Source organism: Paenarthrobacter sp. AMU7 (assembly GCF_041200195.1).
In the GTDB taxonomy this organism is placed as follows: Bacteria; Actinomycetota; Actinomycetes; order Actinomycetales; family Micrococcaceae; genus Arthrobacter.
In genome coordinates this window covers 3,366,792-3,392,494 of the sequence record NZ_CP165735.1, presented here as the reverse complement: position 1 = coordinate 3,392,494, position 25,703 = coordinate 3,366,792, and the positions used below count along the sequence as shown (strand labels likewise).

Genomic DNA, 25,703 nt, shown 5'->3' with positions numbered 1-25,703 from the left:
CAGGCGGTAACTTTGTACCTATGAAGTACGCCCAGTCCGTGTTGGACCTCATCGGCAATACCCCGCTCATCAAGCTCAACCACGTCACCGAGGGCATCAAAGCCACCGTCCTGGTGAAGCTCGAATACGTTAATCCCGGCGGATCCATCAAAGACCGGATCGCCGTGAAGATGATCGAGGATGCGGAAAAAGACGGCCGGCTCCAACCGGGCGGAACCATCGTAGAGCCGACGTCGGGCAACACCGGGGTGGGATTGGCACTTGTAGCCCAGCAAAAGGGCTACAAGTGCATCTTCGTTGTGCCGGACAAGGTGGGCGAGGACAAGCGTGCCGTCCTGCAGGCGTACGGCGCCGAAGTAGTTGTCACGCCCACGTCCGTGGCCCCTGACAGCCCGCAAAGTTATTACGGCGTTTCCGACCGCCTCGTCAGCGAGATCCCTGGCGCCTTCAAGCCGGACCAGTTCTCCAACCCCGCCGCCCCCGGCAGCCATTACGAGTCCACTGGCCCGGAAATCTGGCAGGACACCGACGGCCGGGTCACGCACGTGGTCATCGGCGCCGGAACAGGCGGCACCATCACCGGCACAGGCCGCTTCCTCAAGGAAGTCTCCGCGGACCGTGCAGAGTCCGACGGCGGCCAGGTCAAGATCATCGGCGCGGACCCGGAAGGTTCGGTGTACTCAGGCGGCACCGGCCGGCCCTACTTCGTGGAGGGCGTAGGCGAGGACATGTGGCCCGGAAACTACGATCCCTCCGTTCCGGATGCCGTCCTTGCAGTCTCCGATGCCGACTCTTTCTCCATGACCCGCCGCCTTGCCCGCGAAGAGGGCCTCCTGGTGGGCGGCTCGTCCGGTATGGCCGTGGTGGCTGCACTGCAGGCTGCCAAGGACCTGGATGAGTCAGCTGTCGTGGTGGTCATCCTCCCGGATTCCGGCCGCGGCTATCTGGCCAAGATCTTCAACGACCAGTGGATGCGCTCTTACGGCTTCCTCTCCGGCGGCGAAGAGTCCTCCGTGGGGGAGGTCCTCAAGTCCAAGACGGGCGAAATGCCGGACCTGGTCCACATCCACCCCAACGAGACCGTCCGCGATGTCATCAACATCATGAACGAATTCGGTGTCTCCCACATCCCGGTCCTCTCACAGGAACCACCCGTAGTCATGGGCGAGGTCGTGGGAGCTGTGGACGAGCGAAGCCTCACCAGCAAACTGTTCCGTGGCGAAGCGAAGCTGTCGGACAAGATCTCCGAACACATGGGGGAACGGCTGCCCGTTATCGGCTCACTGGAGACCATTTCAGCCGCGCGTGAGCTGCTGTCCGACGTCGATACCGTCATGGTGACCTTCGCAGGCGCCCCGGTAGGTATCCTGACGCGCCACGACCTTCTGGCGTACCTGAGCAACTAGGCGCCGGCGCCGGTCCAACCCCGGCGCCCATCCAATCGTCCAACGACCCAAGAGGAGCTTCCATGTCTGCCACCAACAACGCCGGGTTCAACACCCGCGCCGTCCACGCCGGACAGGCCTTCGAACCCCGGACCGGTGCTGTGGTGCCGCCGCTGCACTTCAGCTCCACCTATGCCCAGGACGGCATCGGCAACCTGCGGTCCGGGTACGAGTACGGACGCGGCGGCAACCCGACCCGCGACGCCCTTCAGGAGCAGTTGGCCGCCCTCGAAGGGGGTACCGCAGCGTTTTCCTTCGGCTCGGGCCTGGCTGCCGAGGACTCATTGATCCGTGCGATCGCCCGCCCCGGTGACCACATCGTCCTGGGTAACGACGCTTACGGCGGCACCTACCGCCTGATCAACCGCGTCTTGGGCGACTGGGGCATTGGCAACACCCCCGTGGACATGTCGGACCTCGACGCCGTGGCAGCAGCTGTCGCAGCGAACAACACCAGGATCGTCTGGGTGGAGACGCCATCCAACCCGATGATGAAGATCACCGACATTGAAGCCCTCGCCGCCGTAGCGCACGACGCCGGTGCCCTCCTGGTGGTGGACAACACCTTCGCGTCTCCCTACTTGCAGACCCCGCTTGCCCTGGGTGCTGACGTGGTGGTCCACTCCACCACCAAGTACATCGGCGGCCACTCCGACGTCGTGGGTGGCGCGATTGTGGTCAAGGACGATGAGTTGGCAGAGAAGATCGGCTTCATCCAGTTCGCGGTCGGTGCGGTTTCCGGTCCCATGGATGCTTTCCTCACAACCCGCGGACTGAAGACACTGGGCGTTCGCATGGACCGTCACAGTGACAACGGACAGGCAGTGGCTGAGTGGCTGCTGCAGCGTCCCGAGGTGGAAGCGGTGCTCTACCCCGGCCTCCCTGACCACCCCGGACACGAGCTTGCAGCGAAGCAGATGAAGAAGTTCGGCGGCATGGTCTCCGTTCAGTTCAAGGGTGGCGAGGCAGCGGCACGCACCGTCGCCGAATCCACCTCGGTGTTCACGCTGGCGGAATCCCTGGGTGGCATCGAGTCCCTGATGAACTATCCGTCGGAGATGACCCACGCCTCCGTGAAGGGCACCGAACTGGCGGTTCCGGTCAACCTCCTGCGCCTTTCCTGCGGGATCGAGGAAGCCGAGGACCTGATCGCCGACCTTGAGCAGGCCTTTGCCAAGATCAGTAACGGCTGACACTGTGGCTTCTCCTTCACACCCGGTTTCACAACCAGTGGTTTCCACCACCAAACGCGGCTGGATCCTCACGGTGGCCGGCGCGCTGACCCTCATGGTCGCCGTGTGGTTCCTGTATACGGACTACGAACCGTTCCTCAACGACTTCGAGGTCTACTACTACGGCGGGGGCAAGGTCCTCGAGGGTGGCGACCTCTACGCGGTGCGGGAAGGCTTGCCGTTCACGTATCCGCCCTTCGCTGCGCTGCTCTTTACCGGGTTGGCGGCCATGGGCTTCTTCGCGGGCAGCATGGTCTTCATCCTTGCTGCGCTGGTGGGTGCCGCCGTGGTGGCTGCCTGGCTTGCAAGGCACTACTTCGGCCTGTCGATGTGGCGGGCAGCGTTCGCAGACTACCGCTTCAGGACCACGGCCCTGGTGGGTACGGGAGCCATCCTCCTCCTGGGACCGTGGCGTGACACGTTCGTTTTCGGGCAGATCAACATCATCCTGATGGGGGTGATCCTGGTTGATTTCCTGCTCTACACCAAGGCCAGGGCCGGTGCCCTCCGCTGGCCCGCCGGCCTGCTGATCGGCATGGCCGCGGGAGTGAAGCTCACTCCGCTCGCCTTCGGCCTGTACTTCCTGGTGCGCCGTGACTTCAAGGCCCTGGCGTGGATGGCCGTGGGCTTCTTCGGCTCGATCGCACTGGCCTGGGCTGTTTTGCCACAGGCGTCGCTTGCCTTCTGGACCAGGATCCTGCCGGACACCGGCCGGATCGGTGGACCGGCGTATGTGGACAACCTCTCCCTGAAGGGGATGCTGCTGCACTTCGGCATGCCGGATTCATCCATCACCAACGTGGTGTGGCTGGTCCTCTCCTTGGCCACGGTGGTGTTGGCTGGACTCATCATCAAATGGGCCCTGGACGCTGACGAGAATTTCATCGCAGTATCGGCCACAGCCATCCTGATGCTGCTGATCAGCCCGGTGTCGTGGTCCCACCACTGGGTGTGGGTTGCAGTGGCCCTGCCCAGCATGGCTTTTGCGATGCACCGGGTTCCTTCCCGCAGCGGACGGATGCGCACGGCGGGCTGGGTCATCGTGGTGTGCTCCACCATCGCTTTCTACATGACGCCCAAGAACCTGGCCGTCTGGGCTGGGGCGGCCGAGTGGGGCAAGGACCCGCAGACCCAATGGCAGCTCATCATTTCCAGCCTGGGCGTGGTGTGTGCCATTGCCATGCTTGTGTATTGGGCCCTGGCGTACCGTCCATCCCGGACGGATGCCCTCGAATCCCGCGCGCGTTCGCTTTCCTCACCGCTCAACGGCGAGTGAGGCGCCCGGGCGCGGGATCCGCTGGCCGGACCTAGCCCGAAATGCCTTCCTGGCCGTCTTCCTCACGGCCGGTCAGGCGTCGCCGGAACGTCGCATCGTCAGCTGACGTCACCTGGATGTCGTACCAACCTCCCAGTGTTTCCCAGCCGATCTTCTTCGTGTGCCCCGGCTTGAGCTTCACGGTGTCGGCGTTTTCGGTGTACTGCAGTGATTCCAGCGCCAAGGTCACGGTCGCGGTGCCGTTGTTGCGCAGTTCCAGTTCCACCGCTTTCTTGCCGCGGCGGCCAGCCAACGCGACGTCGACGCCGGACGCCGCGCCCGCCGTCGTGCCTTTCAGTTCGTATTGGTAGCGGTTGGGGCCGGTGACGATGACATCAAAGGTGCCGGCGGCCACGGGGAGCTCGAGGTTCCGGGTGCCGAGGACGTCGATGTGCCTCGGCTCCGTGACCTCGCCTGCATAGCCGTAGACAGTGAAGTGCGTGGAACGGGAGCCGCTGTTGCCCAGTGCCAAGGTGACCTTTCCGGACTGGACCGCTGCCGAAACCTTCGGCCGGTAAGGAAGTGGCCGGGCAGGGCGGGTTCCGGTTTCCTGAAGGGGCGCTATCTGGACCGTCGGAGGATTCGGGCGCCAGCGGCTGATTTTGGCAGGTACCGCGCCCGGGTGCTCAAGGGCGGGCGGCGTGCCCGGGCTGGCGAAGTTGAAGACGCCGGTCAGGTCGCCGCAGACCTCGCGGCGCCACGGCGAGATGTTCGGCTCCTCCACACCCGTCCAGCGCTCCAGGAAGCGGAGCACCGAGGTGTGATCGAAGACCTCGGAGCTAACGTAACCGCCCACGGTCCAGGGTGAGACGACGGTCATGGGCACGCGGGGGCCAAGTCCGATGGGCCTCGCTGTGGTCCATTCAGTGGATTCGCCTGACGCCGGGCGTGGCTGGACAGGAGGCGGGACGTGGTCGAAGTAGCCGTCGTTCTCGTCGAAGTTCAGGAAGATCGCGGTGCTGTCCCACGTGTCAGGGTTGCTGGCCACGGTGTCCAGGAGTCGGTAGACGAAGTTGGCGCTGCCTACAGGAGTGGATGCTCCCGGGTGTTCGGAATCGGCGGCTGACGGAACCAGCCAGCTGACCTGCGGCAATGTTCCTCCGGTGATGTCTGCACTGAGGCGTTCCAGGAGAGTATCGGGACGCCCGCGCCACATGGCCTTGTCGAAGAGCGACCTTTCAGCCTCTGTGAGAGCTGCGCGGCCCTGCTCCAGCTGGGCGAGAAGGCGGTCCTGTTCGGCGGCAGACTTGCCTGCCAGCTTGTCGTAGAACTCCTCGGTGGTGCGCAGGTTGCCTTCCACGGAGCTGAGCATCTTCCGGCCGATCGCCTTGAAGGTCTGGAAGTACTCCACGGCGTTGTCCGTGAAGTTGTCCCAGTCCTGGTAGATCTTCCACGAGACGCCGGACTGTTCCAGACGCTCGGGGTACGTGGTCCAGTCGTAACCACCGTGGGCATAACCGTAGGCGGCGTTCGTCACCGCACGCGCGGTGCTGCCCGGCTCGGTGCCTGTTGTGCCGCTCCACAGGTAGTTGCGGTTGGGGTTCGTGGAGCCGTTGACGGAGCAGTGGTAGGCGTCGCAGATGGTGAAGGTGTCCGCGAGCTCGTACTGCAGCGGGATGTCCGCACGCTCGTAGAACGTCATGGTGGAGGCACTCTTGGCCGGAATCCACTTGTCGCACCAGCCGTTGTTCCACGCCGTGGTGGTGCCGGCGAAGGAGTGGTCGAGGTCGCCCAGGTACTGGATGTCGGAGCCGGGCCTGCCTGCCAGTTCAGCGGCCTTGCGCAAAGAGAAGGGGAGGACGGTTTCGCCGGTTGCGCGTGGCTGCTCGAACATCGACGTGCCGCTGCGCAGTCGGGCTATGGATTTATCCCCATAGCCACGGACGCCGCGCAGCGAGCCGAAGTAGTGGTCAAAGGAGCGGTTCTCCTGCATCAACACGATCACGTGCTTGATGGACTGCAGGTTTCCCGGCGGGACCGGCTTGGCCATGGCGGCCTGCACCGAGGGTGGCAGCAGGGATCCCGTGGCTGCCAGCGCCGTCGCTGCAGCTGCCGTGCCGAGGAAGCCGCGGCGGGAGAATCCTTGTGCTTCGGTTGAACGATTAACCATTTCAGGGGAGTTCGAGGACATTCAGGAGTGCCTTTCGTGGTCAGAGATGACCGGGTAAGCCTAAGCAGCCCGGATGAACCTCGGGTGAAACAGGGGCAAACCGGCGGGGTGTGTCGCGCAGATCACACGGCAGCCGCCCCACCCTAGTTGAGGGCGATCACCAGCATCTGGTTGGTTCCCGGGATGCAGGTCTGCAGCACAGCCTTGGGAAAGCCGCCGAAAACTGCTGAGACGTCACTGGTTGTCCCGCCCAGTGGGACCTGTCCACGCGCGTGCGCCGTGTAGGTTCCATAACCGGCCAATGTGACCGTTTGGCCCACGCCGATGCCGGAGAATCGGTCCCATCCGCCGCAGTAGTCGTGCTCGGTGATGAACACCGCGAAGGCATCGGTCGGGGTGTAGTGGACCGGGCCGATGCACGCGTCCACCAGCTCCTGGCCGCCCGATCCGGCAATGTAGATGGTCCGGGCGGCCAGCTTGGCGGGTGCTGGGACCGGTTCGCTGACGGGTGGGACATATTCCGTTGGTGGAATCAAGACGGCGGGTGGCTCGGGTGCGGCGGGTGGCTCGGGTACGGGAGCAGGGGGCGCGGGTGCGGGAGCAGGGGGCGCGGCGGGTGGTGGAGGTGCCGGGGCAGGAGGTGCTTCCTTGGGCGTGGCACGTTCCGCCGGTGGGCTCACGACGGCGGGTGCGACTTGCCGCTCAAACGATGCTGCCTCGAGAGCCATGGAGGATCCCGGGCGCGTTAACTCCGGGCGCGTTGCCGGAGCAGCGCTTTGACCGGAGAGCGGCGGCGTCATGGCGATGGCTGCAATCATGGCGCCGGCCAGCACCAAGGCCTTGACGGTACTGCGCGGCCCTGCCCGGTGGAACCGGAGCAGTGTGCCCGTCGGCGGCGTTGTGTGCGGTTCTGGTTCGCCCTGCAGAGTCATGGGAACTCCAAGCGGGAGTGGATCCGCTGTGAAAGCCGGAACGGATATTCAGGAATCCCCAGACACTTTCGATTGTAGGAACTCCCGGGCCGATATGAACCGGATGCGGATACTCGTCTTTCCGGCGTGCACTACTTGGTTGCGCGTCACGAAGGCGATACACCGTAGCTTTCTTGAGAAAAGTCAGCTACTTTGTCCCCATGCCTCTTCGCTCCGACTGGTCCGCCCGCACGTGCAGCCTGGCCCGCGGGCTCGATGTCCTTGGCGACCCTTGGGGAAGCCTGGTCCTCCGCGAAATCTTCTTCGGCAACGGCCGGTACGAAGCCATTAAGCAACGATTGGAGGTTGCGGACAACGTCCTGAGCAAACGGCTTGGCTGGCTGGTTGAGTCGGGTCTGCTGGACCGGCGCCCCTATCACGACGGCACGCGCACCCGGCAGGAATACGTCCTCACCGCCAGAGGCGAAGACGCGCTCCCCGTCCTGAACGCCATCATCATATGGGCCGAAAAGAACCTGGACGCACCCAACGAGGTGTCCCACATGAAGGTGGTCCACACCGACTGCGGTCAGTCAACATCCTCAGCCGATACCTGCACTCACTGCGGCACCGCGCTGACTGCCGCCAACACCAGCTGGCACAGCTTGACGCGCAGCGAGCATCCGCTGCCACTGGCCGTCGCGCCGGAAACCCGCCTGCCCCCATCCCCTGAAACGGAGATCCCCGCATGACCCCGCCCGAAAAGACAGACCAGGACAAACCAGCGGGTGCTCCCACCGGCAGGCGACGCCGGATCCACCCCGCCTGGATCGTGGCAGCGGTGGCCTTCCTGGCGTTGGTAGGGGCAGCAGGATTCCGTGCGGCACCCGGCGTGCTCATGGTTCCGTTACAGGAGGAGTTCGGCTGGTCAACCACAGTGTTGTCGCTGGCCGTCAGCATCAACCTGGTCCTGTTTGGCCTGACGGCGCCATTCGCGGCAGCGCTCATGGAACGCTTCGGCATCCGCAAAGTAACCTCGCTGGCGCTGTGCCTCATCGGTTTGGGGTCGGCCCTCACCGTGTTCGTGAACCAGTCCTGGCAGATCCTGCTGACCTGGGGTGTGCTGATCGGCCTCGGCACAGGCTCCATGGCCCTCGTGTTCGCGGCCACCATCGCCAACACGTGGTTCGCCAAGAGCCGTGGACTGGTGATCGGGATACTGACCGCCGGGAGTGCCGCCGGGCAGCTGGTGTTCCTCCCCTTCATCGCCGCCCTCGCCCAGAACCCGGGGTGGCGCGGGGCCTCGCTCCTCATCGCCGCCGGTGCGCTCGCCGTGGTGCCGCTGGTGCTGCGCTGGTTGCGGAACTCACCCGCCGACGTCGGGGTCCTGCCGTACGGCGCCGAGGAACCCGTGACGCGGGAGCCTCGTGCACACGAAGCTGACCCTCAAACAGCCGACGCCGGAGCAACTACGACGGCGACGAAGGATTCCGCGAACGCGGCTGTCCGTGCCTTGCAGGTCCTCAAACGGGCCAGCAAAGTCCGCACCTTTTGGGCCTTGGCGGCGGGCTTCGCGATCTGCGGAGCAACCACCAATGGATTGATCGGCACGCACTTCATTCCGTCGGCCCACGATCACGGCATGCCCGAGACCACAGCGGCTGGCTTGTTGGCCGTCGTCGGGATTTTTGACATTGTGGGGACCATTGCTTCCGGCTGGCTGACCGACCGATTCAACCCCAAGGTGCTGCTGGCGGTGTATTACCAATTCCGGGGAATCGGGTTGCTGGTGCTGCCTTTGCTGCTGGGCTCGACCGTGGAGCCGAGCATGATCATTTTCGTGGTGGTCTACGGGCTCGACTGGGTTGCCACCGTGCCTCCCACCGCAGCCATCTGCCGCTCAGTTTTCGGCGCCGACGGCTCCGTGGTCTTCGGCTGGGTGTTTGCTGCCCACCAGCTCGGAGCCGCAGTGGCAGCACTGCTGGCAGGATTCATCCGGGACGCCACAGGTCATTACAACTATGCATGGCTGGGTGCGGCTGCCATGTGCACCGTGGCTGCGGTCATCAGTGCCACCATCCGGAAGGACGCCGTGAAGAAAGAGCCCGTGCAGGTTGCTTGACGCTGCGGTTCCTGAAGGTTGTGGGGCCCGCTCTGCGTGCCATCCCCACCGGGAAGGACGCAGAGGGGCCCCACAACGCTCCGTCTAGCTCGGCTGGCCTGCGTCAGTGATCCGGAACGTCAGCGTCCGCGCTTCGGGGCGCAACGCGTACTCCGGCCAAACGTCCGGCCCGCACGCCCTGGATCCGAGGCCGTGCTGGGCAGCATCGAGGTAGAGGAAGCTGCCCTTGCTTGCCGGCAACTCGTGCGGGTGACCAGCTGCTGAGATCTCCTGCGCTGTGTGCCGGGAGAGAGTAAACCCGGGCAAGCGGCCACGGGAGTCCGGGGCGGCATCGAGCGTCAGCCAGGGTTGCCCGGCCTGCTGCAGGTCAAGCGAGCGTATAGCACTGCGATGTCCCGATTCCTGGGGCTTGGCGTACGGCACCGTGAGGTCATCGATGCCTGCTCCGTACCGTCCCACCAGCGTGGCGTGCATGCTGTCCGGGTAGGATTCCCGTGGTCCGGCGCCGAACCACGACGCTTGGTCCACGGACCCGGGCAGGTCGAATCGGACTCCTATCCTTGGCCAGATGATGTCCCAGCCAGTGCTTGGGACGATGTCCACACGCAGGAACAGTTCGCCACCGGAGAGCTGCCAGTTTTCCTCTACGGACACCCATTGGGCAGCATCTGCAGCGGCGTAGCGGGTTTGGACCACAACCCCGGATTCGGCGGCAGAAATTTTTTCCACGCGGGCTGTGAGCCGGTCCAGGCCTGCAGCCCGCCACACCTCTTCCATGGACGGGGCAGGGGTGCCGTTGCCGTTGTTGAGCCACGGATCGGCGTGGTCGTAGCTGCCACGGCCCGCACCGGCGTCGTTGTCCGTAGGTGCGCGCCATAACTCCAGCCGCGGTCCGGAGACCGGCAATCCGGCGAGGGAGACCAAGCGGCCGTCGGCAAAGGTGGCAGGACCCAACGAAAGTGTTCCCTTGGCAACGTCAGCCGCACGTTGGGAGGATGTTGCAGGGCGCGGGGCGCTGAGACGCGGACGGGCTTCGGTCAGTTCGAGCTGCGCCACAGAGATCACATGGCCGGCTTCAGCCCACGAGGTGTCCTTGCGGAGGACAACCTCCGCCGTCAGCCAGTGCTCGCCGGCTCCGGCCTCAAGGGTGGTGAACTCCGGCAGCCCGATCAGTGCGGTGTCGCCGGCGGCGAGTGGCCCGCCCGCTGAAGTGACGACGTCGAGCTCTCCGGAATCAACAAGTACACCGTCCACTTCGGTACGCCAGCGCAGGACGACGTCGGACGCGTCCGCCGTGTGCCGCAAATTGGCGACGGAGACGTAACGGCGCGTGCTGCCGTCGGACGCTTCCGTGGAGAAGCCCAAGCGCAGGGGAGAGACGATCTGCTTGTACTCGAAGAGGCCAGGGCTGGGCGTGGAGTCGGAGAGCACCATGCCGTCCATCACGAAGTTGGCGTCGTGCACAACCTCGCCGAAATCGCCACCATAGGCGAAAAACTCCGTGCCCTCGGCCGTCGTGGTGCGGATGCCGTGATCCCGCCATTCCCAGACGAAGCCGCCATGCAGGCGGGGGAAACGGTCCACCAGATCCTCATACTGGTCGATCGCGCCCGGACCGTTGCCCATCGCGTGCACGTATTCGCACAGGATGAACGGCTTGCTCCGCTGCCGGGCGGACTCCGCCGCGGAGCAACCCAGCAGGAGCGAGCCGGAATCGTCGCGGCCAATCGCTTCAGTTTCGGGAACGGAGGAGTACATCCGTGAGTAGACGTCGGTGTAAGCGCCGGTGTAATCGCCTTCGTAGTGGACAGGCCGGCCGCTGTCCCGGGCATGGGTCCACGCCGACATTGCCGCCAGGTTGGAGCCCGTGCCGGATTCGTTGCCGAGGGACCACATGACGATTGAGGGGTGGTTCTTGTCCCGCTCCACCGTGCGTTCCATCCGGTCTACGTAGGCTTCGCGCCACGCGGGGTCGTCGCTGGGGTTGCCCACCCAGCCGTGCCGTTCAAAGCCGTGGGTCTCCAGATCGCATTCGAGGATCACCCAGAAACCCATCTCATCCGCGATGTCCAGCAAGCGCGGGTGTGGCGGGTAGTGGCTGGTCCGGATCGCGTTGACGTTGAACTGCTTCATCAGGGCAAGGTCGGACCGGGCGAAGTCCTCATCGAAGACCCTGCCGCGGTCCGGGTGCGTCTCGTGCCGGTTGACTCCGTGGAACACCACGCGCCGGCCGTTCACCAGGAACTGGTCACCCTTGATCTCCACGGTACGGAAACCCAGGCGCAGCGATATGGTCTCGCCTTCACTTGCCACGGTGGCGTTGTAGAGGCGCGGAACCTCCGCGGACCAGGGTTCGACGTCGGTGATCGCCACCGGGCCGACGTCGGCAGGGGAGTCCCAGACGACGTCGACGTCCAGTTCCGGAACTGACAGCCGAACCGGGTAGGCGGCGTTGTCCGCGGTGATTTCCGGGTCAATAACGCCTGAGCCGGCGGTGTAGGACGTCCGCAACCAGACGTCGTCGATGCCCTTCTTCGGGCGGGCCTGGAGCGTCACGTCGCGGAAGATGCCGGGCATCCACCACTGGTCCTGGTCCTCCACATAACTCGAGGCCGACCATTGATGGACTCGGACAGCCATCACGTTGCGTGCCGGGCGGAGTGCCTCGGTCACATCGAATTCCTGCGCCAGCCGGCTGCCCGTGCCAACGCCGATTTCGACGCCGTTGAGCCAGACCTTGTAGCGGGACTCGACGCCGTCGAACCTCAGCACTGTCCTCCCGGCGTCGTTCCAGTGTGCCGGGAGTTCGAATGTACGGCGGTAGTCGCCCGTAGGGTTCTCATCCGGGACGTGCGGCGCATTGGCAGGGAAGGGGAACTGGACGTTGGTGTAGATGGGGCGCCCGTAGCGGCCCTCACCCTCCAAGACCCAGTGGGCCGGAACCGGGATGGTGTCCCAGCTGGAGTCGTCCAACGCTTCATCGGCAATGGCTTCGATGTCCTCATCGGGAGGAAGGACTCCACGTCCACCCGGCGTACCGGGTGCGCCGGGAAGAAGCCGGAACCGCCACTGGCCGTTGAGGGACAGCGTGGGGGCGTCAGTGTGGAGCCAGGACCGGGCCGGGACTCTCTTGCCGGTACCGGGTCCGGTATCGGTGATGTAGTTGACGTCGGGTGACGGGGTCATTACTTAACGGCTCCTTCTGTCAGCCCGCCACGCCAGAAGCGCTGCAGGACAACCATGGCGATGCTGAGCGGAATGATGGAGAGCAGTACTCCACCGGTGGTCAGTTCGTAGAATTCGGGCAAACGGTCAACCTGGCTCAGCCAGTTGTTGAGGCCGAGCGTGATGGGGTAGAGCTCCGAGTCGGACAGCATGACCAGGGGCAGGAAGTAGTTGTTCCAAATGCCTACCAACTGGAACAGGAACACGGTGACCAGTGCCGGCGTCAGCACCTTCAGCCCAATGGTGTGGAAGATGCGGAGCTCACCGGCGCCGTCGATCCTGGCGGCCTCAATCAGCGAGGTGTCCACGGTGGCCTGTGCATAGATCCTGCAAAGGAACAGGCCGAAGGGGGATACCAGCGATGGCAGCAGGACGCTCCAGTAGGTGTTCGCAAGGCCCATCTGGCTGAACAGCAGGAAGAGCGGCAGGGCGGTGGCCGTGCCGGGAACCAGTACACCGCCCAGGATCGTGCCGAACACCAGGTTCCGGCCACGGAACTGGTACTTGGCCAAGGCATAGCCTCCGGCTGCGGCAAAGTACGTGGCCAGGAGGGCGCCGACGCCCGCGTAGATCGCGGAGTTCAGGAACCACCGGCCAAAAATGCCGTTGTCGTAGCTGAGCACACGGCCGATGTTTTCCCACAGGGAGAATGTCGGGGCGAACCAGAATCCGTTGGTGGAGAAGAGATCGGCCGTGGACTTGGTGGAGGCCACGACAACCCAGTACACGGGAATCAGGAAGTACAGGGCAACCACCACCAAGAGGGCGGTGACAATGATGGTGGACGAGCGTCGTCGTCCGGCGGATCGGTCCGGGCCCGCGGGTGGTGTGCTGCGGACCGGGGCTGTGGGTTGTTTGGTTGCTGTGCCGGTCATGAGGACTTCCTGTTCGTCAGTGCGAGGAAGGCGAAGGAAAGGGCGAATGCGGCCACGGCGATGATGACCGACTGGGCTGCGGCGACGTTGTAGTCGTTGTACGCGAAGGCCGTGGTGTAGGCGCTGAGGTTGGGCGTGTATTGGCTGTCGATGGCGGGAGCGACCGTCTTAAGGACCTGTGCTTCGGCGAAGAGCTGAAGGGTTCCGATGATGGAAAACACCGTGGTGAGCATCAGGGCCGGACGAATAAGGGGCAGTTGGATGCTCCTGGCCACGCGCCAGGTGGAAGCACCGTCTACCTTGGCTGCTTCATAGAGTTCCACCGGGATGGCTTTGAGCTGCGCCACGATGATCAACATGTTGTAGCCCGTGTAGCTCCACGTGACGATGTTCGCGATGGACCAGAGCACGCTGTTGGCGCCAAGGAAATCGGGGGTGAGGCCCACCATCTTCGCGGCGTCGAACAGGGGGCTCAGGCCGGGAACGTAGAGGAAAGACCACAGGATGGTGGCGATGACGCCGGGAACGCCATAGGGCAGGAAGTAGGCGGCGCGGAAGAAGCCCGGCCACTTTGCCGAGGCTGATTCGAGCATGAGCGCCAGCACCGTGCACAGGACGATCATGACGGGCACCTGGACGACGCCGAACAGCAGCATCCTGCCGATGGACGCCACGAAGCTACCGTCGGCCAAGGCCTGGGCGTAGTTGCTGAAACCGGCGAACTCACTCCTCACGCCGGCCTCGCCGAACAGTCCGCTGCGGGTCACTTTGGTGAAGCTGGACATGATGGCCACCACTATGGGCAGCAGGAACGTGAGGACAAAGAGGGCAAGGAAGGGTGCAAGCAGCAGCCAGGGGGCGCGTGCGGCAGCGCCGTTCCGCTTGCCGGCCTGTTTGACGGAGCGGCCAGGGGCGGCGGGGCGGCGCACTGGGGGTGCGGTGCGGGTGGTCGTCATGCCGTTTCCTTCCGGATGGTGAGGCCCTTGTTCTTGAAAACGGTGATGATTTGCTGCTCCGAAGCGGCGATGGAATCCACCAGCGACGTCCCGAAGGCCTTCTTGCGGAAACCGTCGCTGAGGATGTTGAAGGACTGTTGGGTCACCGGCCACCAGGACCAGTCCGGGTTCTGCTGTTCGGTGGCCGGGACGAAGACTTCCTGGTTGTATCGCTGGCCGCCGAAGAACGCCGACGGCTGTTGGCGGGCCGTGCCAATGAAATCGGGGTTGGGTGACCAGCCGATGCCACTGTGTTTGATTTGGGCGTCGATACCCTCTGTGGACGTGGTCAGCCACACCGCGAACTCGAGTGCTTCCTGAGGGTGCTTGCTGTTGGCAAGGACTGCGGCCGTGGAACCGCCAAGGTAGCTCGAACCGAAGCCCGTGTCACCCCACGTGGGCATCGCTGCGGCGCGCCACTTTCCTTCGGAACCGCTGACACCCTGAACCAGGGCATCGCCCCAGCTGCCGGTGATGGTCGAGGCAATCCCACCCCGGCCGGCAGCCGCAAACCAGCCGGGGGAGAAGGAGCCGTACGCTGTGGTCACGAGGTCGTCGTCGATCGCTTTGTCGAAGAAACGCGCGGTGTTCAGCGTGGCGTCGTCGGTCATGTTGATGACCCAGCCATCCTCCTCCGGGCGCAGCCACTGCGCACCGGCCTGGCCGGCGAAAGAGGCAAACGGAGAGGCGTCGCTGATGGGGAAGCAGTCCAGGTAGCTGTCCACGGAGCGAAGTTCGGCGGCCAGGGCGGCCCATTCGTCCCAGGTTTTCGGGATGCTGCCCCCCACTTTGTCCAGGATGGCCGGCTGGTAGAACATGCCCATGGGGCCCGCGTCCTGGGGGATACCGTAGACGCCTCCGGTGTAACTGACCTGCTTCCACAGGGTGGGATCGTACAGGTGGGCGTGGTCGTTGGCGCCGTAGCGCGAGAGGTCCACCAGTCCATTCACCAGCATGAACTCCGGGATGGACCGGAATTCGACCTGTGCCAGGTCCGGCCCGCCTCCTGCTGCCAAGGCCGAGTAGAGCTTTTGATACCCGCCGGAGTTGCCGCCCGGAATCCACACCACGTCCACTTGGATGGTGGGGTGGGCAGCATTCCAGACGTCTGCAACGTTTTGGAAGTCCTTGAGCCAAGCCCAGTAGGTCAGCCGCACGGGCTCTCCTGCGGCGGGAATGGTGGGGGCAGCGTTAACGGACTGCATTCCTGGAGTTGCGCACCCGGTCAGCAAGCCCATGGCTGCTGTTCCCAGGCCAGCGCCCAGGAGTTGTCTTCGCGTGAATCGGGTCATAAGCCTTCACCTCTTCGTGTCAGGTTGACGATGCCGCGCTCTGGGATTTGTGGGTCCCGCCGAGGCAAGTGTGACCACGGTAACAGAAAATTCGAGTAGCCACTCGAATTTCATATGAAGGCTGTAACGCGCATGTACACTGGCTAGCCATGACCACAAAGGACGTGGGCCGCGCAGCGAGGCGGGGCCCCTACGCGAAATCCGAGGAACGCCGCCGGACCATCCTGGATGCTGCCCACGAGGTGTTTGCTGCCCACGGGTACCGTGGCGGATCGCTGCAGGATGTTGCTGACCGGGTGGGGATGAGCCAAACCAGCCTGCTGCACTATTTCCCATCCAAGCGGGATCTCCTGATGGCAGTCCTGGAGCGGCGCGACGAGATCACCGGCGACGCCTTTCCGGACGACATGGAAGAAGGCCTGGTTGACTCGGTCATCCGGACGGCGCTCTTCAACGAGAACATTCCGGGCGTGGTAGAGCTGTACATCGTTCTGTGTGCGGAATCCGTCACCGACTCGCACCCCGGGCGGGTGTACTTCACCGAACGCTTCGAACGGCTGCGTAAGAGCTACGCGCTGCGCTTCGCCGAGCTGGCAGCCGAAGGCAGGCTCAGGCCCGGCGTGGACCCTGAATTGGCTGCCACGTCCCTGGTTGCCCTGTGGGACGGGCTGCAGACGCAATGGCTGCTGGCCCCCGACGAGGTGGACGTGGTGAAGGGCCTGCGCGGCTATTTCACGCTGGTGGTCCTCCCCGAGCCCTGACCCAACTGCGACTTACTTGGGTGAGTTAGCCGCGGAAGGCCCCGATGCCCGTGATGTGCTGGCCCAGGATCAGCGTGTGGACCTCATCCGTGCCCTCGTAGGTCCGCACGGATTCAAGGTTGTTGGCATGCCGCAGGGGTGAATAGTCCAGGGTGACGCCGTTCCCGCCCAGGATGGTGCGGGCTTCCCGGGCGATCTTGATGGCCTCGCGGACGTTGTTCAGCTTGCCCAAGGAAATCTGCTGGGGCCTAAGATGGCCGGTGTCCTTCAAACGGCCCAGGTGAAGGGCAAGCATGGTGCCCTTCTGGATCTCCACCAGCATGTTCACCAGTTTCTCCTGGGTCAATTGGTAACCGGCCAAGGGGTGGCCGAATTGGAGCCTGGTGCCTGCGTACTCCAGGGCAGCTTCGTACGAGTCGCGGGCAGCCCCCATGGCCCCCCATACGATGCCGTAACGCGCCTCGTTCAGGCACGTGAACGGTCCGCGAAGTCCAGCGGCGCCCGGGAGGATGGCCTCAGGACCCAGCCGCACGTCGTCGAACGTTACATCGCACTGAACTGAGGCACGCATGGAGAGCTTCGGCTCGATCGGCGTCGCCGTTACCCCGGCTGTTCCGGCGGGTACAAGGAAGCCCCGGATTCCATCCTCCGTGTTGGCCCACACCACCATGACATCCGCAATGGACGCGAGCCCGATCCAGCGTTTGGCGCCATCCAGGACCCAGCCATCAGCAGTTTCACGGGCGAACGTGGTCATGGATGATGGATCCGAACCCGCGCTGGGTTCCGTTAGCGCGAAGCATCCGATCAACTCGCCGGCCGCCATCCGCGGAAGCCACTGCTCCTTCTGCGCCTCGGAGCCCCAGCGGTGGATCGCCGTCATGGCGAGGGAACCCTGCACCGAGACGAACGTGCGGATCCCGGAGTCTCCGGCCTCCAATTCCATGGCTGCCAAACCATACTCGACGGCGGACCTGCCGGGACAGCCGTACCCCTCAAGATGCATCCCCAGAACCCCGAGCTCGCCCAGCTCGGGGGCGATCTCCCTCGGGAAATGAGCGTCCTCATACCAGCGTGCGATGGCGGGACGGATCCGTTGGGCCGTGAAATCACGGACTTTGTCGCGGAGAGCCAGCTCCTCCACCGTCAGCAGGGAGTCGAGGGCCAGGACGTCGGAGGTGTTCGTCGTTGAATCGCTCATTCCAGCATCCTAGGTGGCTGGCCCGCCGGCCGGGACCATGCAGCCCGCCGGCCGGGGAATCCCCTTCAGTAGTATGGAGGCGGGGGTCGCACACGTCCCCTCTGCGATTTGGTTAACTTGGGGGATTTTGCATGGCACTGCCTGACGTCGATTTAAGGGCCGAGGCGGCGGCCGCACCACCGCGTACACCGGTACAACCATCCTCGGTGCTCCTTCGCCTGCTGCCGCTGGCCGTGGTGGCGGTTCCGGTATGGATGATGCTCGCCGACTGGGCCAAGCAAGGCCTGGACTTCAGCGTCTACTGGTTCGGCGGAAGCATCCTGAACCAGTCCGGGACGTCGCCGTCGGACCTGTACGGCCCCACTGTCGCTTCCGCCGGCGGCCCGCAGCTCCCCTTTACGTACCCGCCGTTCGCGGCCCTCGTGTTTGGTGTGTTGGCCCGATTGCCACAATCATCGGCGCTCATGTTGTTCAACGTTGCAGGCGTCGCCGTGGCGGCCTGGGTGTCTGTCACCATCGTCCGGTACTGGTCATCGAAGCCAGATCTTCGGAGTGCGCTGTCGTCCAAGAAGAACTGCTGGATAGCCGCCGCGTTGTTCCTCGGAGTCCTGTTCCTGGGGCCGTGGCGCGAAACGCTGGCGTTCGGGCAGATCAACATCATCCTCATGGGCCTGATGGTCATCGACCTCCTGGCGGTCTGTCCAAGCGGCGGGGCTTCCGGGGCGCAGGCTTCCTGGTGGGTGTTGCGGCCGGCATCAAGCTGACGCCTTTGGTGTTTGGCCTGTACTTCCTGATGCGCAAGGACTGGCGTGGGCTGGCGAACATGTCCATCGGCTTTGCCGGCACGGTGCTGCTTGGCTGGTTGTTGAGGCCTGCGGAGTCCTTGCAATTCTGGTTGGAAATCCTCCCCGATACGTCCAGAATCGGCGGCGCCGGCTACGTGGACAACCTCTCCATCAAGGGCGCCCTCCTGCACTTCGGCGTCCCGCACGACGCCGTAACCCTGCCCTGGATCGTCTTGAGCGTGGCCACCGTGGTCCTGGCGGCTTTGCTCATCAAGGCGGCCAGTGACCAAGGTGCACGCGTTATTGCCCTTTCGACGACGGCACTTGCCATGCTGCTCATCAGCCCGGTTTCGTGGTCCCACCACTGGGTCTGGATGGCCGTCATCCTGCCGGCGTTCGCCTGGACCATCAAGGAAACACCGGCCCGTTACCAGGCCCAACGGGTAGTGATGAGTGCCGTGCTGGCTGTTTCAACACTGGTGTTCTTTTTCTCGCCCAAGACCATCGGCACCGCCCTGGGTTCGCCTGACTTGAATGTCCAGACGCCTGGTTTATGGATTATGGCGTCCAGTGCAGGTGTTTTCTGTGCCGTGGCCATCCTCGTCTGCTGGTTCGTTGCCCTCCGGCGTCACTCAGTCCGCATTGAGGACGTTCCGGATGTGCCGACCCGCCTGCGTCAATGGGCCGCAAGGCAACGCTGAGCCTGCGTTCCTTTCTGGAGGACTAACCGGGAAGGTGCGCCAAGACTATTCGCCGCGAACCACTCCGGCCTCGGGCCGCTCACCGGTGAAGTAGCCGCGGGTGGACGGTGCGAAGCGGCACACGATGGCCAGCACAACACCAAGGGCCAGCAGCAGTACGCCGCTGACAAATGCCCCGCCGATGCCGAAGATCTGCGTGTCCCCGTACGACGGGTCCCACATCTGCACTGCCGAGATGAAGAAAGCCGCCGTCAGGGACAACGCTCCGAGGAGTGGCAGGATGCCCCGGAACCACAGGTTGCGGGCAGAATCCTTCAGCGTGGAGCGGAAGAACCACACACAGGAGAAGCCGGTCAGGGCGTAGTAGAACGCGATGAACAAGCTGATGGCGCTGATGGAATCGGACAGCAGGTTTTCGCTGAGGAAACTCATGGCTACGTAGTACACCACGGCCACCGCACCCATGACCTGGGTGGAGAAGCCCGGGGTCATGAAGCGCTCATGGACCTTGCCGAACCGGGCGGGGAGCGCACCGTGCACGCCCATGGACAGTGTTCCGCGCGCGGTGGGCAGGATGGTGGTTTGTGTGGAAGACAGGACGGACGCCAGCACAGCCACGATGATCAGCCAGCCCCAGGGACCCAGCACTACGTCTTTCATGGCCAGGAAGACGTCATCCTGGTTGGCCTCATTGCCCAGGCCGATGCCGTCAGTACCGATCGTGGCGTACATCATCACCAGCAGTGCAACGGAAACGTAGATCGCCACCAGCACGGAGGCTGAGATGACGGCCCCTCGGCCGGGGGTCTTGGCAGGGTTTTCGGTTTCCTCGTTGAGGGCCAGGCACGTGTCCCAGCCCCAGTAGATGAACAACGCCAGCAGCACACCATGGACCACTGCGCCGGGGTCGGCAAATGCGCCGGCCGGGTTGAACCATTCAAAGTCGAACGCCTGTCCTTCAGGCGCTCCGCCGGCAATGCGGAAGACAATGGCCACCGCGAAGATACCCAATGAGATGTACTGGATATAGGTCAGGGTGCGTTGGACGTGCTCGCCCAGCCGGATGCCGCGATGGTTCACATATGTCATGAATACGATGAACAACACGCCGGTGGCCGTCACCAGCCACTTGTTGTCGGCCAGGGAACCATCGCCGATCAGGAGCCAAAGGTACTTGCCGGCAATCTGCGCCAGGTTGGCCAAAACCACGATTCCGGCGAGGGCCACGCCCCAACCGCCCAGCCAGCCGGCCCACGGGCCGAAGGCTTTGCGGGCCCAGAAGAACGTGGTGCCGCAGTCCGGCATGGCGCTGTTCAGCTCACGGAAGGCGTAGGCAATGAACAGGACCGGGAGGAAGCCGAGGATCAGGATCAGCGGCGTGTAGTTTCCGTTGACGGCAACAATGAGCCCCAGCGTGGCCGCCAGCGAATAGACGGGCGCGGTGGATGCCAGGCCCAGCATGACGGAGTCGCCAAGGTCAAGGATCCCGGCGTGAAGGCCTTTTGAGGGCACGACGGCGGTGGGGTCGCCGCCCGCTGAGCCGCCACCCGGCGTCGAGGTTTCAGTGCTCATAGTGCAGCTCCGTAGGAAGTAGCAGGGGGCGCGATGGGCGCCGGGGCGTCAATGGTATTGGGGACAAAACGGCAGAAGTAGTCCGTGATGGGGCCGTCCGATTCCCGGATGCCGCAACCGACGGATTCGCCATCCACTACCCACAGACCCAGGACAGGATGGTTGCCATCGAAGTCGGGCAGGGAGTGGTATTGCTGGAAGCACCAGCCTTCACGGCCATAGCCGCCTGGCTGCTGGATCTCAATGCCGGGGGCGTGGATGCGGATGTTGTCGCCTTCGCGTCCATGCAGCGGTTTGGCCACCCATTCCTTGAGTGGGCCGGGATCGCCGAGGTAGGCCGGCAGCAGGTTTTCGTGGTGGGGGTACAGATGCCACAGGGCCGCCAGCAGTGCTTTGTTGGACAGCAGCATTTTCCACGCCGGCTCAACCCAGCGCGGATTGTGGGCGCGCTGCAGAAGGCGCTGCCCGAACGGCTCCTTCATCATCAGCTCCCATGGATACAACTTGAACATGGTGCTGATCATGAAGTTGTCCAGGTCCACGAACCGGTTCAGGTTGGGGTCCCAGCCGATGTCGGACATATTGATGCCGATGGTGGTCCAGCCACCCTGGCTTGCGACATCCCGCATGTAGGCCGCCGTCATCCAGTCCTCGCCGGATTCCTCCGCTTCGGAATGGGCTACGTGGAGCGTGCTCATGCCGGTGCGGAACTGCAGCTTCTTCCACTGCCGGATCAGGGCCTCATGGATTCCGTTCCACTGGTCTTTTTCCGGGAAGACGTCCTGGAGCCAGAACCATTGGGCCACGGAGGCTTCGATCAGCCCGGTAGGGGTATCGGCGTTGTACTCCAACATCTTGGCGGGGCCGCCCTTGCCGTCATAGATGAAGTCGAAACGGCCATAGACGTCCACATCCGCGGCCAGCAGTGACTCGCCTGCCAACTCCAGGGCTTGCTGCCCAATGCCGAGGTCGCCCATGGCGCCGGTGGCCAGGTACTTGGCGGCCTCCAGGCACATGATGTGCATTTCTTCCGCGGTTTTCTCGAGGGTCTCCACCTCGTCCACGGTGAATTCGTAATACGCCGATTCGTTCCAGTATTCGATTTTGCGGCCGTCGGGCATGGTGGTGGTCGAAAAAACCAGGCCCTGTTCTTCGATCTTTTGCTTCCAGTCCGGCCTGGGCTCGGAGGGCAGTCGACGCACGCCTAGCCTCCCGAGCTTCCGCCGCTTTTGGAGCTGCTGCCAAAGCCGCCGCGGCTGACCGTTCCGCCCTTGGTGCTGTAGCCCGTGGAGGACTTGGCTCCTGTTGGGACGTTCTTGGTGTAGCTCGGGTAGGCGTTGCGGTTTTGCCCCACAGCAGGCACGCTGGCGCCGCGGGAGTAGAAGTACCAGGCGTAGACACCGGAGCTACGGCCGGCCGAGCTGCTGTTGTTGCACTCGTTGTCGTCAACACGCTCGCCGGTTTCCTCATTGAAACAGACCTGGGCGTAGTCAGCTTCCTGCTCGTTGCTGGCAACGATCGCGGTAATGGTTCCAGCCAACAGTGCTGTCACGCCAAGGCCGACGACGACGGTGCGGCGCTGCGACCGCTTCTTCTTCTTCGCTGCCTCGGCCTCGCCGCGTTCGCGTTCCTTGGCGAACGGATCCACCACGGGGAGGGGCTGCCCCGGTTGAGGAGCTCCGGTCGCGCTGGGAGCAGCGCCTGCAGGTGCTCTCCTGCTCTTCCGCGTCGGTTTGTCCTGTTGCGGGTTCTCCTGAACAGGAGTGAACAGCTCAGGGTGGAGTTCTGGCTTGGGCACCTGCCAAGGTGGGGGCTTGGGCGGATTGTTGCCCGCTCCGAAGTCGCTGTTGTTGTCCCTGCTGCTGCCGTTGTTGCCGGCTGCGTCAGGGCTGTCTTTCGGGCCCATGTATATCCCCCTGGATAGACCGTTGAAGTGTCCGGCGGTACACCGGACCGGAATGCTCAGAGCAAGCCTAGTCCTTGCGCGCCGTGCAGGCACGGATGACGCCGGTAAATGGGGAGAACTCCCCACCGCAGGAAGCGTGTAAGGATGTAGCCATGGCGGCACCTGAGACCTACAGCAACGGCGACGACGGCGTGCTGCTCCGGCTCCCGCCGGTTCGAGGCATCGGCCGGGGGCGTGTGGTGACAGGTTTGGTGCTGGCACTCATGCTGCCGCCCGCCGTAGAACTCTTGGTGACGTTACTGAACTTCCGTAACTTCGCCATGATCATGCTGCTGCAGTTGGCCGTGGCGGTTGCGGTCGCCGCGATCGGCGGGTTGTGGCCTGCAGTGGTGGCCGCAGTTTTGGGCAGCTTCCTGCTGAACTACTTCTCGGCCGATCCGGTTGGCTCGCTTTCCATTGCCGACCCCACCACGCTGTTCACCTTGGTGGTGTTCCTGGCAGTGGCCTGCGGGGTGGCGCTCGCGGTGGGCCTGGCCAGCAGGCGGGCCCAGGAAGCAGCACGATCCGAAGCCGAAGCCACTGCCCTGAGCGAGTTGGCTCTTCGGATCCTGAGTTCGGATGGAAGCCTGGAGACCTTCCTTGAGAAGGTCCGGAGCAACCTTGGCATGGAAGCAGTGACGTTGTTGGGCTCCGCACCCCCGGGCGCGGCAGCCACGCCCGGAGCGGCTCCCGCATCGCAGGTCCTGGCGAGCGCCGGCCCCAATCCGCCGGTGACCCATGCCGCCGCCGACCATGCCGCCGTCGTCGATCCCCAGTACACGCTGCTGCTGCGCGGCGGACCCCTGACACCGCAGCGCCAGCGGCTGCTGGCCGCCTTCGGAGCCTTTGTGGTGGCCGTGCGCGAGCGGCAACAGTTGGTGAAGAGCCGGCGGGACAACGTCCGGCTGTCCGAGGGCAACAAGATGCGGACATCCATTCTGCGCGCCGTGTCGCATGACCTGAGGACGCCGTTGGCCGGTATCAAGCTGGCTGTCAGCAGCCTGCGCCAGGAGGACGTGAGTTTTCCTCCAGAGGTGGAGCGGGAACTGCTGGAGACCATCGAGGACTATGCGGACCGCCTGGATCACTTGGTGGATAATCTCCTGGACATGTCCCGAATCACCGCAGACGCGGTCAATCCGCTGCTGACCGGGATCGGCTGGGCTGAGGTACTGCCGCAGGCCCTGCGAGGTCTTCCGCCTGAGCGCCTCCGCAACGAACTGCCACCCAACCTTCCCCCGGTGCAGGCCGATGCCGGCATGCTGGAGCGCGTGGTGGCCAATATCGTTGAGAACGCCGTGAAGTACGCACCGGAATCGGATGTGGTCCTGACAGCACGGGCTGGTGCCGGCATCACCTTGGGTGACCGGCCTGCCGGCGAACTGCGGATTGTCGATCATGGCAGGGGAGTGGGCAGTGAGGAAGTCCTCACCATGTTCCAGCCGTTCCAGCGCTTCGGTGATTCGCCGGCGCCCGGACACACTGCCGGCGGCGGGATCGGGCTGGGCCTCGCAGTGGCCAAGGGGTTCTGCGAGGCCATGGGCGGGAGACTCGCTGCGGAGCCGACGCCGGGTGGTGGCTTGACCATGGTGGTCACTTTGCCGCTGTGGACTGGTGGCGCGCAATGACGCTGGTACTTATCGTCGAGGACGAGGCCCGGATCGCCCGCGCCATGCAGGTCACGCTTCAGGCCCATGGCTACCAGGCGTTGTCGGTAGGCAACGGTGCCGATGCCCTTCAGGCCGTTGCCAAGCAGCCTGTGGAGATCGTGGTGCTGGACCTCGGGCTGCCGGATATGGATGGCGTGGAGATCATCCGCCGGATCCGCGGCTGGAGCAGCATGCCCATTATTGTGCTCTCTGCCCGGCACGCGTCGGAGGACAAGGTGGAGGCGCTCGACGCCGGTGCGGACGACTACGTGACCAAGCCCTTCGGTTTGGATGAGCTGCTTGCCCGGCTTCGGGTCGCCTCGCGCCGTGTGGTCACCGGGCATGAGGAACCAACCCTGGCCACCACCGACTTCATGGTGGACCTGGCCGGCAAGAGAATCGTGAAGGACGGGGCTGAGGTCAGGCTGACGCCTACGGAGTGGAACATCCTGGAGCTGCTGGTCCGTAATAAGGGGAAGCTGGTGAGCCAGCAGCAGATCCTCACCCAGGTCTGGGGGCAGGCCTACGCCAAGGAAACCCAATACCTGCGCGTGTACATCGCCCAGCTGCGCCGGAAGTTGGAGCGGGATCCGGCAGAGCCCCGCCATCTGCACACGGAAGCGGGCATGGGCTACCGTTTTGATCCTTAACCCCGCCCCGGACCGTCCGTAGACTGATCCCATGAACACTGCTTCCCTCCTGGCCGTCTGCCGTGTCCACCAGCTGTTGCCTGACTCCGGCAGTGTGGGAGTCACAGCCTTGGACAAGCGCCCCGTCGAAGGACCCGTCAAGGTTCATAAACTGGGCGTCCACGGGGATGTGCAGGCGAACCGCATCGACCATGGTGGAGAAGACCAAGCGCTGTACGCCTATTCGCAGGCGGATGCCGATTACTGGGCGGGCGAGCTTCAACGGGAGGTGCCGGCCGGTCTCTTCGGCGAGAACCTGCGGGTGGCCGGCATCGAAACCACCGGTGCCGTCATCGGGGAACGGTGGCGGATCGGCCTGGAAGTGGAGGTCGAAGTGACGTCCCCGCGGGTTCCTTGCGCTACGTTCCAGCGGGTTCTGGACGAGCCGCAGTGGGTGAAGCGGTTCACGCAGGCCGGACGTGTGGGCACGTACCTCCGGGTGATCAAGACAGGGACCTTGTCCGCAGGCGACCATATTCACCGGACGTTCGTCCCGAAGCATGGCATCACGGTGGGCCAGTGGTTCAGCGAGCCGACGCCGGACCTTGTCCAGGCGTTGCTCGATGCGCAGGCCGACGGGGAGATCCGGCTCCAGGACGACTACCACTCCACGTTCGACAAAGTCCTGCGCCGTCACGGCCTTCAGTAGTTGCGAAGCGGCGCTGACAGCAAGGGTGTGAACAAGCTCACCGCCCTTCCTCGCGGCTTAAGTCGCGGTGAGGCCACCCCGTGCCCTACACTTGAAATATCCCCCACTCCGGAAATCCCTTTATCCTGCCCAATTCTTGAGGCAGGACTGGTAAGTGTTGGGGCCCGCAATTGTGTGCGGGCATTTTCATAGGGAGAGCCGGCTAAAGAAAACGCTGTACAGACTGCTG

General features: G+C 64.2%; 21 protein-coding genes. 11 read left to right on the top strand and 10 right to left on the bottom strand.

Annotated elements, in window-relative coordinates; translation table 11 throughout:
- Positions 1–20: 20 nt before the first annotated feature.
- The 3 genes from ABQM86_RS15630 (at position 21) to ABQM86_RS15620 (ending at position 3,953) form a co-directional block, all read left to right on the top strand.
- Positions 21–1,406 carry a cystathionine beta-synthase gene (locus ABQM86_RS15630; protein ID WP_207594303.1) on the top strand — a complete coding sequence of 462 codons (1,386 nt, stop codon included), beginning with the start codon at positions 21–23 and terminating at the stop codon, positions 1,404–1,406.
- 62 nt (positions 1,407–1,468) lie between these two features.
- The gene (locus ABQM86_RS15625) at positions 1,469–2,638 is read left to right on the top strand and encodes a cystathionine gamma-synthase (RefSeq protein WP_089595868.1); all 1,170 of its coding nucleotides are present in this window, start codon (positions 1,469–1,471) and stop codon (positions 2,636–2,638) included.
- Between the two features lie 4 nt (positions 2,639–2,642).
- Positions 2,643–3,953, top strand: a complete 1,311-nt coding sequence (locus ABQM86_RS15620) for a glycosyltransferase 87 family protein (protein ID WP_369744862.1) — start codon at positions 2,643–2,645, stop codon at positions 3,951–3,953.
- Between the two features lie 31 nt (positions 3,954–3,984).
- Here the strand turns inward: ABQM86_RS15620 and ABQM86_RS15615 are convergent, their stop codons facing one another.
- Together ABQM86_RS15615 and ABQM86_RS15610 are read right to left on the bottom strand one after the other, a co-directional pair.
- Entirely contained in the window at positions 3,985–6,123 is a 2,139-nt protein-coding gene (locus ABQM86_RS15615) for a phosphocholine-specific phospholipase C (RefSeq protein WP_369744861.1), read from the bottom strand.
- 122 nt (positions 6,124–6,245) lie between these two features.
- Positions 6,246–7,034 carry a peptidoglycan-binding protein gene (locus tag ABQM86_RS15610; RefSeq protein WP_369744860.1) on the bottom strand — a complete coding sequence of 263 codons (789 nt, stop codon included), beginning with the start codon at positions 7,032–7,034 and terminating at the stop codon, positions 6,246–6,248.
- Between the two features lie 200 nt (positions 7,035–7,234).
- On the opposite strand from ABQM86_RS15610, the gene ABQM86_RS15605 reads away from it, so the two are divergent.
- Positions 7,235–7,765: a helix-turn-helix domain-containing protein gene (locus ABQM86_RS15605; protein WP_207594299.1), complete on the top strand. Its 531-nt coding sequence runs from the start codon at positions 7,235–7,237 to the stop codon at positions 7,763–7,765.
- A complete protein-coding gene (locus tag ABQM86_RS15600) occupies positions 7,762–9,135 on the top strand; it encodes an MFS transporter (protein ID WP_207594298.1) in 1,374 nt (457 codons plus the stop codon). Before ABQM86_RS15605 ends, ABQM86_RS15600 begins: the two co-directional genes overlap by 4 nt.
- An 84-nt stretch (positions 9,136–9,219) precedes the next feature.
- Here the strand turns inward: ABQM86_RS15600 and ABQM86_RS15595 are convergent, their stop codons facing one another.
- The 4 genes from ABQM86_RS15595 to ABQM86_RS15580 are packed head-to-tail and all read right to left on the bottom strand — an operon-like array spanning position 9,220 to position 15,522.
- The gene (locus ABQM86_RS15595) at positions 9,220–12,321 is read right to left on the bottom strand and encodes a glycoside hydrolase family 2 TIM barrel-domain containing protein (protein ID WP_369744859.1); all 3,102 of its coding nucleotides are present in this window, start codon (positions 12,319–12,321) and stop codon (positions 9,220–9,222) included.
- Positions 12,321–13,235: a carbohydrate ABC transporter permease gene (locus ABQM86_RS15590; RefSeq protein WP_369744857.1), complete on the bottom strand. Its 915-nt coding sequence runs from the start codon at positions 13,233–13,235 to the stop codon at positions 12,321–12,323. Before ABQM86_RS15590 ends, ABQM86_RS15595 begins: the two co-directional genes overlap by 1 nt.
- On the bottom strand, positions 13,232–14,191 hold the full coding sequence (locus ABQM86_RS15585) for a carbohydrate ABC transporter permease (protein ID WP_207594295.1): 960 nt from the start codon (positions 14,189–14,191) through the stop codon (positions 13,232–13,234). The genes ABQM86_RS15590 and ABQM86_RS15585 overlap by 4 nt, the downstream gene beginning before the upstream one ends.
- Positions 14,188–15,522: an ABC transporter substrate-binding protein gene (locus ABQM86_RS15580; RefSeq protein WP_369744855.1), complete on the bottom strand. Its 1,335-nt coding sequence runs from the start codon at positions 15,520–15,522 to the stop codon at positions 14,188–14,190. The genes ABQM86_RS15585 and ABQM86_RS15580 overlap by 4 nt, the downstream gene beginning before the upstream one ends.
- A 149-nt stretch (positions 15,523–15,671) precedes the next feature.
- On the opposite strand from ABQM86_RS15580, the gene ABQM86_RS15575 reads away from it, so the two are divergent.
- Complete coding sequence (locus tag ABQM86_RS15575; protein WP_369744854.1) at positions 15,672–16,283, top strand: TetR/AcrR family transcriptional regulator; 612 nt, start codon at positions 15,672–15,674, stop codon at positions 16,281–16,283.
- Positions 16,284–16,308: 25 nt separating this feature from the next.
- On the opposite strand, the gene ABQM86_RS15570 is transcribed toward ABQM86_RS15575, so the two are convergent.
- Positions 16,309–17,484 (bottom strand): acyl-CoA dehydrogenase family protein, encoded by a 1,176-nt coding sequence (locus tag ABQM86_RS15570; protein ID WP_369744853.1) that lies wholly within the window; start codon positions 17,482–17,484, stop codon positions 16,309–16,311.
- Positions 17,485–17,615: 131 nt separating this feature from the next.
- Between ABQM86_RS15570 and ABQM86_RS15565 the strand changes: the two genes are divergently transcribed.
- Positions 17,616–18,248, top strand: a complete 633-nt coding sequence (locus ABQM86_RS15565) for a glycosyltransferase family 87 protein (RefSeq protein ID WP_369744852.1) — start codon at positions 17,616–17,618, stop codon at positions 18,246–18,248.
- Positions 18,221–18,970, top strand: coding sequence for a glycosyltransferase 87 family protein (locus ABQM86_RS15560; protein ID WP_369744850.1), 750 nt, complete (start codon positions 18,221–18,223; stop codon positions 18,968–18,970). Before ABQM86_RS15565 ends, ABQM86_RS15560 begins: the two co-directional genes overlap by 28 nt.
- Positions 18,971–19,015: 45 nt before the next feature.
- Here ABQM86_RS15560 and ABQM86_RS15555 read toward each other — a convergent pair whose 3' ends face one another.
- From ABQM86_RS15555 to ABQM86_RS15545, 3 genes are read right to left on the bottom strand one after another with little or no spacing between them, the layout of a single operon-like run.
- Entirely contained in the window at positions 19,016–20,542 is a 1,527-nt protein-coding gene (locus ABQM86_RS15555; RefSeq protein WP_280623290.1) for an APC family permease, read from the bottom strand.
- Entirely contained in the window at positions 20,539–21,744 is a 1,206-nt protein-coding gene (locus ABQM86_RS15550; RefSeq protein WP_207594290.1) for a glutathionylspermidine synthase family protein, read from the bottom strand. The genes ABQM86_RS15555 and ABQM86_RS15550 overlap by 4 nt, the downstream gene beginning before the upstream one ends.
- A 2-nt stretch (positions 21,745–21,746) precedes the next feature.
- Entirely contained in the window at positions 21,747–22,448 is a 702-nt protein-coding gene (locus ABQM86_RS15545) for a Tat pathway signal protein (RefSeq protein WP_369744848.1), read from the bottom strand.
- Positions 22,449–22,600: 152 nt separating this feature from the next.
- Here ABQM86_RS15545 and ABQM86_RS15540 point away from each other — a divergent pair, with 152 nt between their 5' ends.
- The 3 genes from ABQM86_RS15540 to ABQM86_RS15530 are packed head-to-tail and all read left to right on the top strand — an operon-like array spanning position 22,601 to position 25,474.
- Positions 22,601–24,115: an ATP-binding protein gene (locus ABQM86_RS15540; RefSeq protein WP_207594288.1), complete on the top strand. Its 1,515-nt coding sequence runs from the start codon at positions 22,601–22,603 to the stop codon at positions 24,113–24,115.
- The gene (locus tag ABQM86_RS15535; RefSeq protein WP_207594287.1) at positions 24,112–24,786 is read left to right on the top strand and encodes a response regulator; all 675 of its coding nucleotides are present in this window, start codon (positions 24,112–24,114) and stop codon (positions 24,784–24,786) included. The genes ABQM86_RS15540 and ABQM86_RS15535 overlap by 4 nt, the downstream gene beginning before the upstream one ends.
- Before the next feature lie 31 nt (positions 24,787–24,817).
- The gene (locus ABQM86_RS15530; protein WP_207594286.1) at positions 24,818–25,474 is read left to right on the top strand and encodes an MOSC domain-containing protein; all 657 of its coding nucleotides are present in this window, start codon (positions 24,818–24,820) and stop codon (positions 25,472–25,474) included.
- Positions 25,475–25,703: the final 229 nt, after the last annotated feature.

Excerpts from the sequence above, each read along its gene's own strand:
- ABQM86_RS15540 (WP_207594288.1), top strand. The coding sequence starts at position 22,601 with ATGGCGGCACCTGAGACCTACAGCAACGGCGACGACGGCGTGCTGCTC.
- ABQM86_RS15570 (WP_369744853.1), bottom strand. The coding sequence starts at position 17,484 with ATGAGCGATTCAACGACGAACACCTCCGACGTCCTGGCCCTCGACTCC.
- ABQM86_RS15575 (WP_369744854.1), top strand. The coding sequence starts at position 15,672 with ATGACCACAAAGGACGTGGGCCGCGCAGCGAGGCGGGGCCCCTACGCG.
- ABQM86_RS15630 (WP_207594303.1), top strand. The coding sequence starts at position 21 with ATGAAGTACGCCCAGTCCGTGTTGGACCTCATCGGCAATACCCCGCTC.
- ABQM86_RS15535 (WP_207594287.1), top strand. The coding sequence starts at position 24,112 with ATGACGCTGGTACTTATCGTCGAGGACGAGGCCCGGATCGCCCGCGCC.
- ABQM86_RS15530 (WP_207594286.1), top strand. The coding sequence starts at position 24,818 with ATGAACACTGCTTCCCTCCTGGCCGTCTGCCGTGTCCACCAGCTGTTG.
- ABQM86_RS15600 (WP_207594298.1), top strand. The coding sequence starts at position 7,762 with ATGACCCCGCCCGAAAAGACAGACCAGGACAAACCAGCGGGTGCTCCC.
- ABQM86_RS15625 (WP_089595868.1), top strand. The coding sequence starts at position 1,469 with ATGTCTGCCACCAACAACGCCGGGTTCAACACCCGCGCCGTCCACGCC.
- ABQM86_RS15595 (WP_369744859.1), bottom strand. The coding sequence starts at position 12,321 with ATGACCCCGTCACCCGACGTCAACTACATCACCGATACCGGACCCGGT.
- ABQM86_RS15605 (WP_207594299.1), top strand. The coding sequence starts at position 7,235 with ATGCCTCTTCGCTCCGACTGGTCCGCCCGCACGTGCAGCCTGGCCCGC.
- ABQM86_RS15580 (WP_369744855.1), bottom strand. The coding sequence starts at position 15,522 with ATGACCCGATTCACGCGAAGACAACTCCTGGGCGCTGGCCTGGGAACA.
- ABQM86_RS15610 (WP_369744860.1), bottom strand. The coding sequence starts at position 7,034 with ATGACTCTGCAGGGCGAACCAGAACCGCACACAACGCCGCCGACGGGC.
- ABQM86_RS15585 (WP_207594295.1), bottom strand. The coding sequence starts at position 14,191 with ATGACGACCACCCGCACCGCACCCCCAGTGCGCCGCCCCGCCGCCCCT.
- ABQM86_RS15590 (WP_369744857.1), bottom strand. The coding sequence starts at position 13,235 with ATGACCGGCACAGCAACCAAACAACCCACAGCCCCGGTCCGCAGCACA.
- ABQM86_RS15555 (WP_280623290.1), bottom strand. The coding sequence starts at position 20,542 with ATGAGCACTGAAACCTCGACGCCGGGTGGCGGCTCAGCGGGCGGCGAC.
- ABQM86_RS15545 (WP_369744848.1), bottom strand. The coding sequence starts at position 22,448 with ATGGGCCCGAAAGACAGCCCTGACGCAGCCGGCAACAACGGCAGCAGC.
- ABQM86_RS15615 (WP_369744861.1), bottom strand. The coding sequence starts at position 6,123 with ATGTCCTCGAACTCCCCTGAAATGGTTAATCGTTCAACCGAAGCACAA.
- ABQM86_RS15565 (WP_369744852.1), top strand. The coding sequence starts at position 17,616 with ATGGCACTGCCTGACGTCGATTTAAGGGCCGAGGCGGCGGCCGCACCA.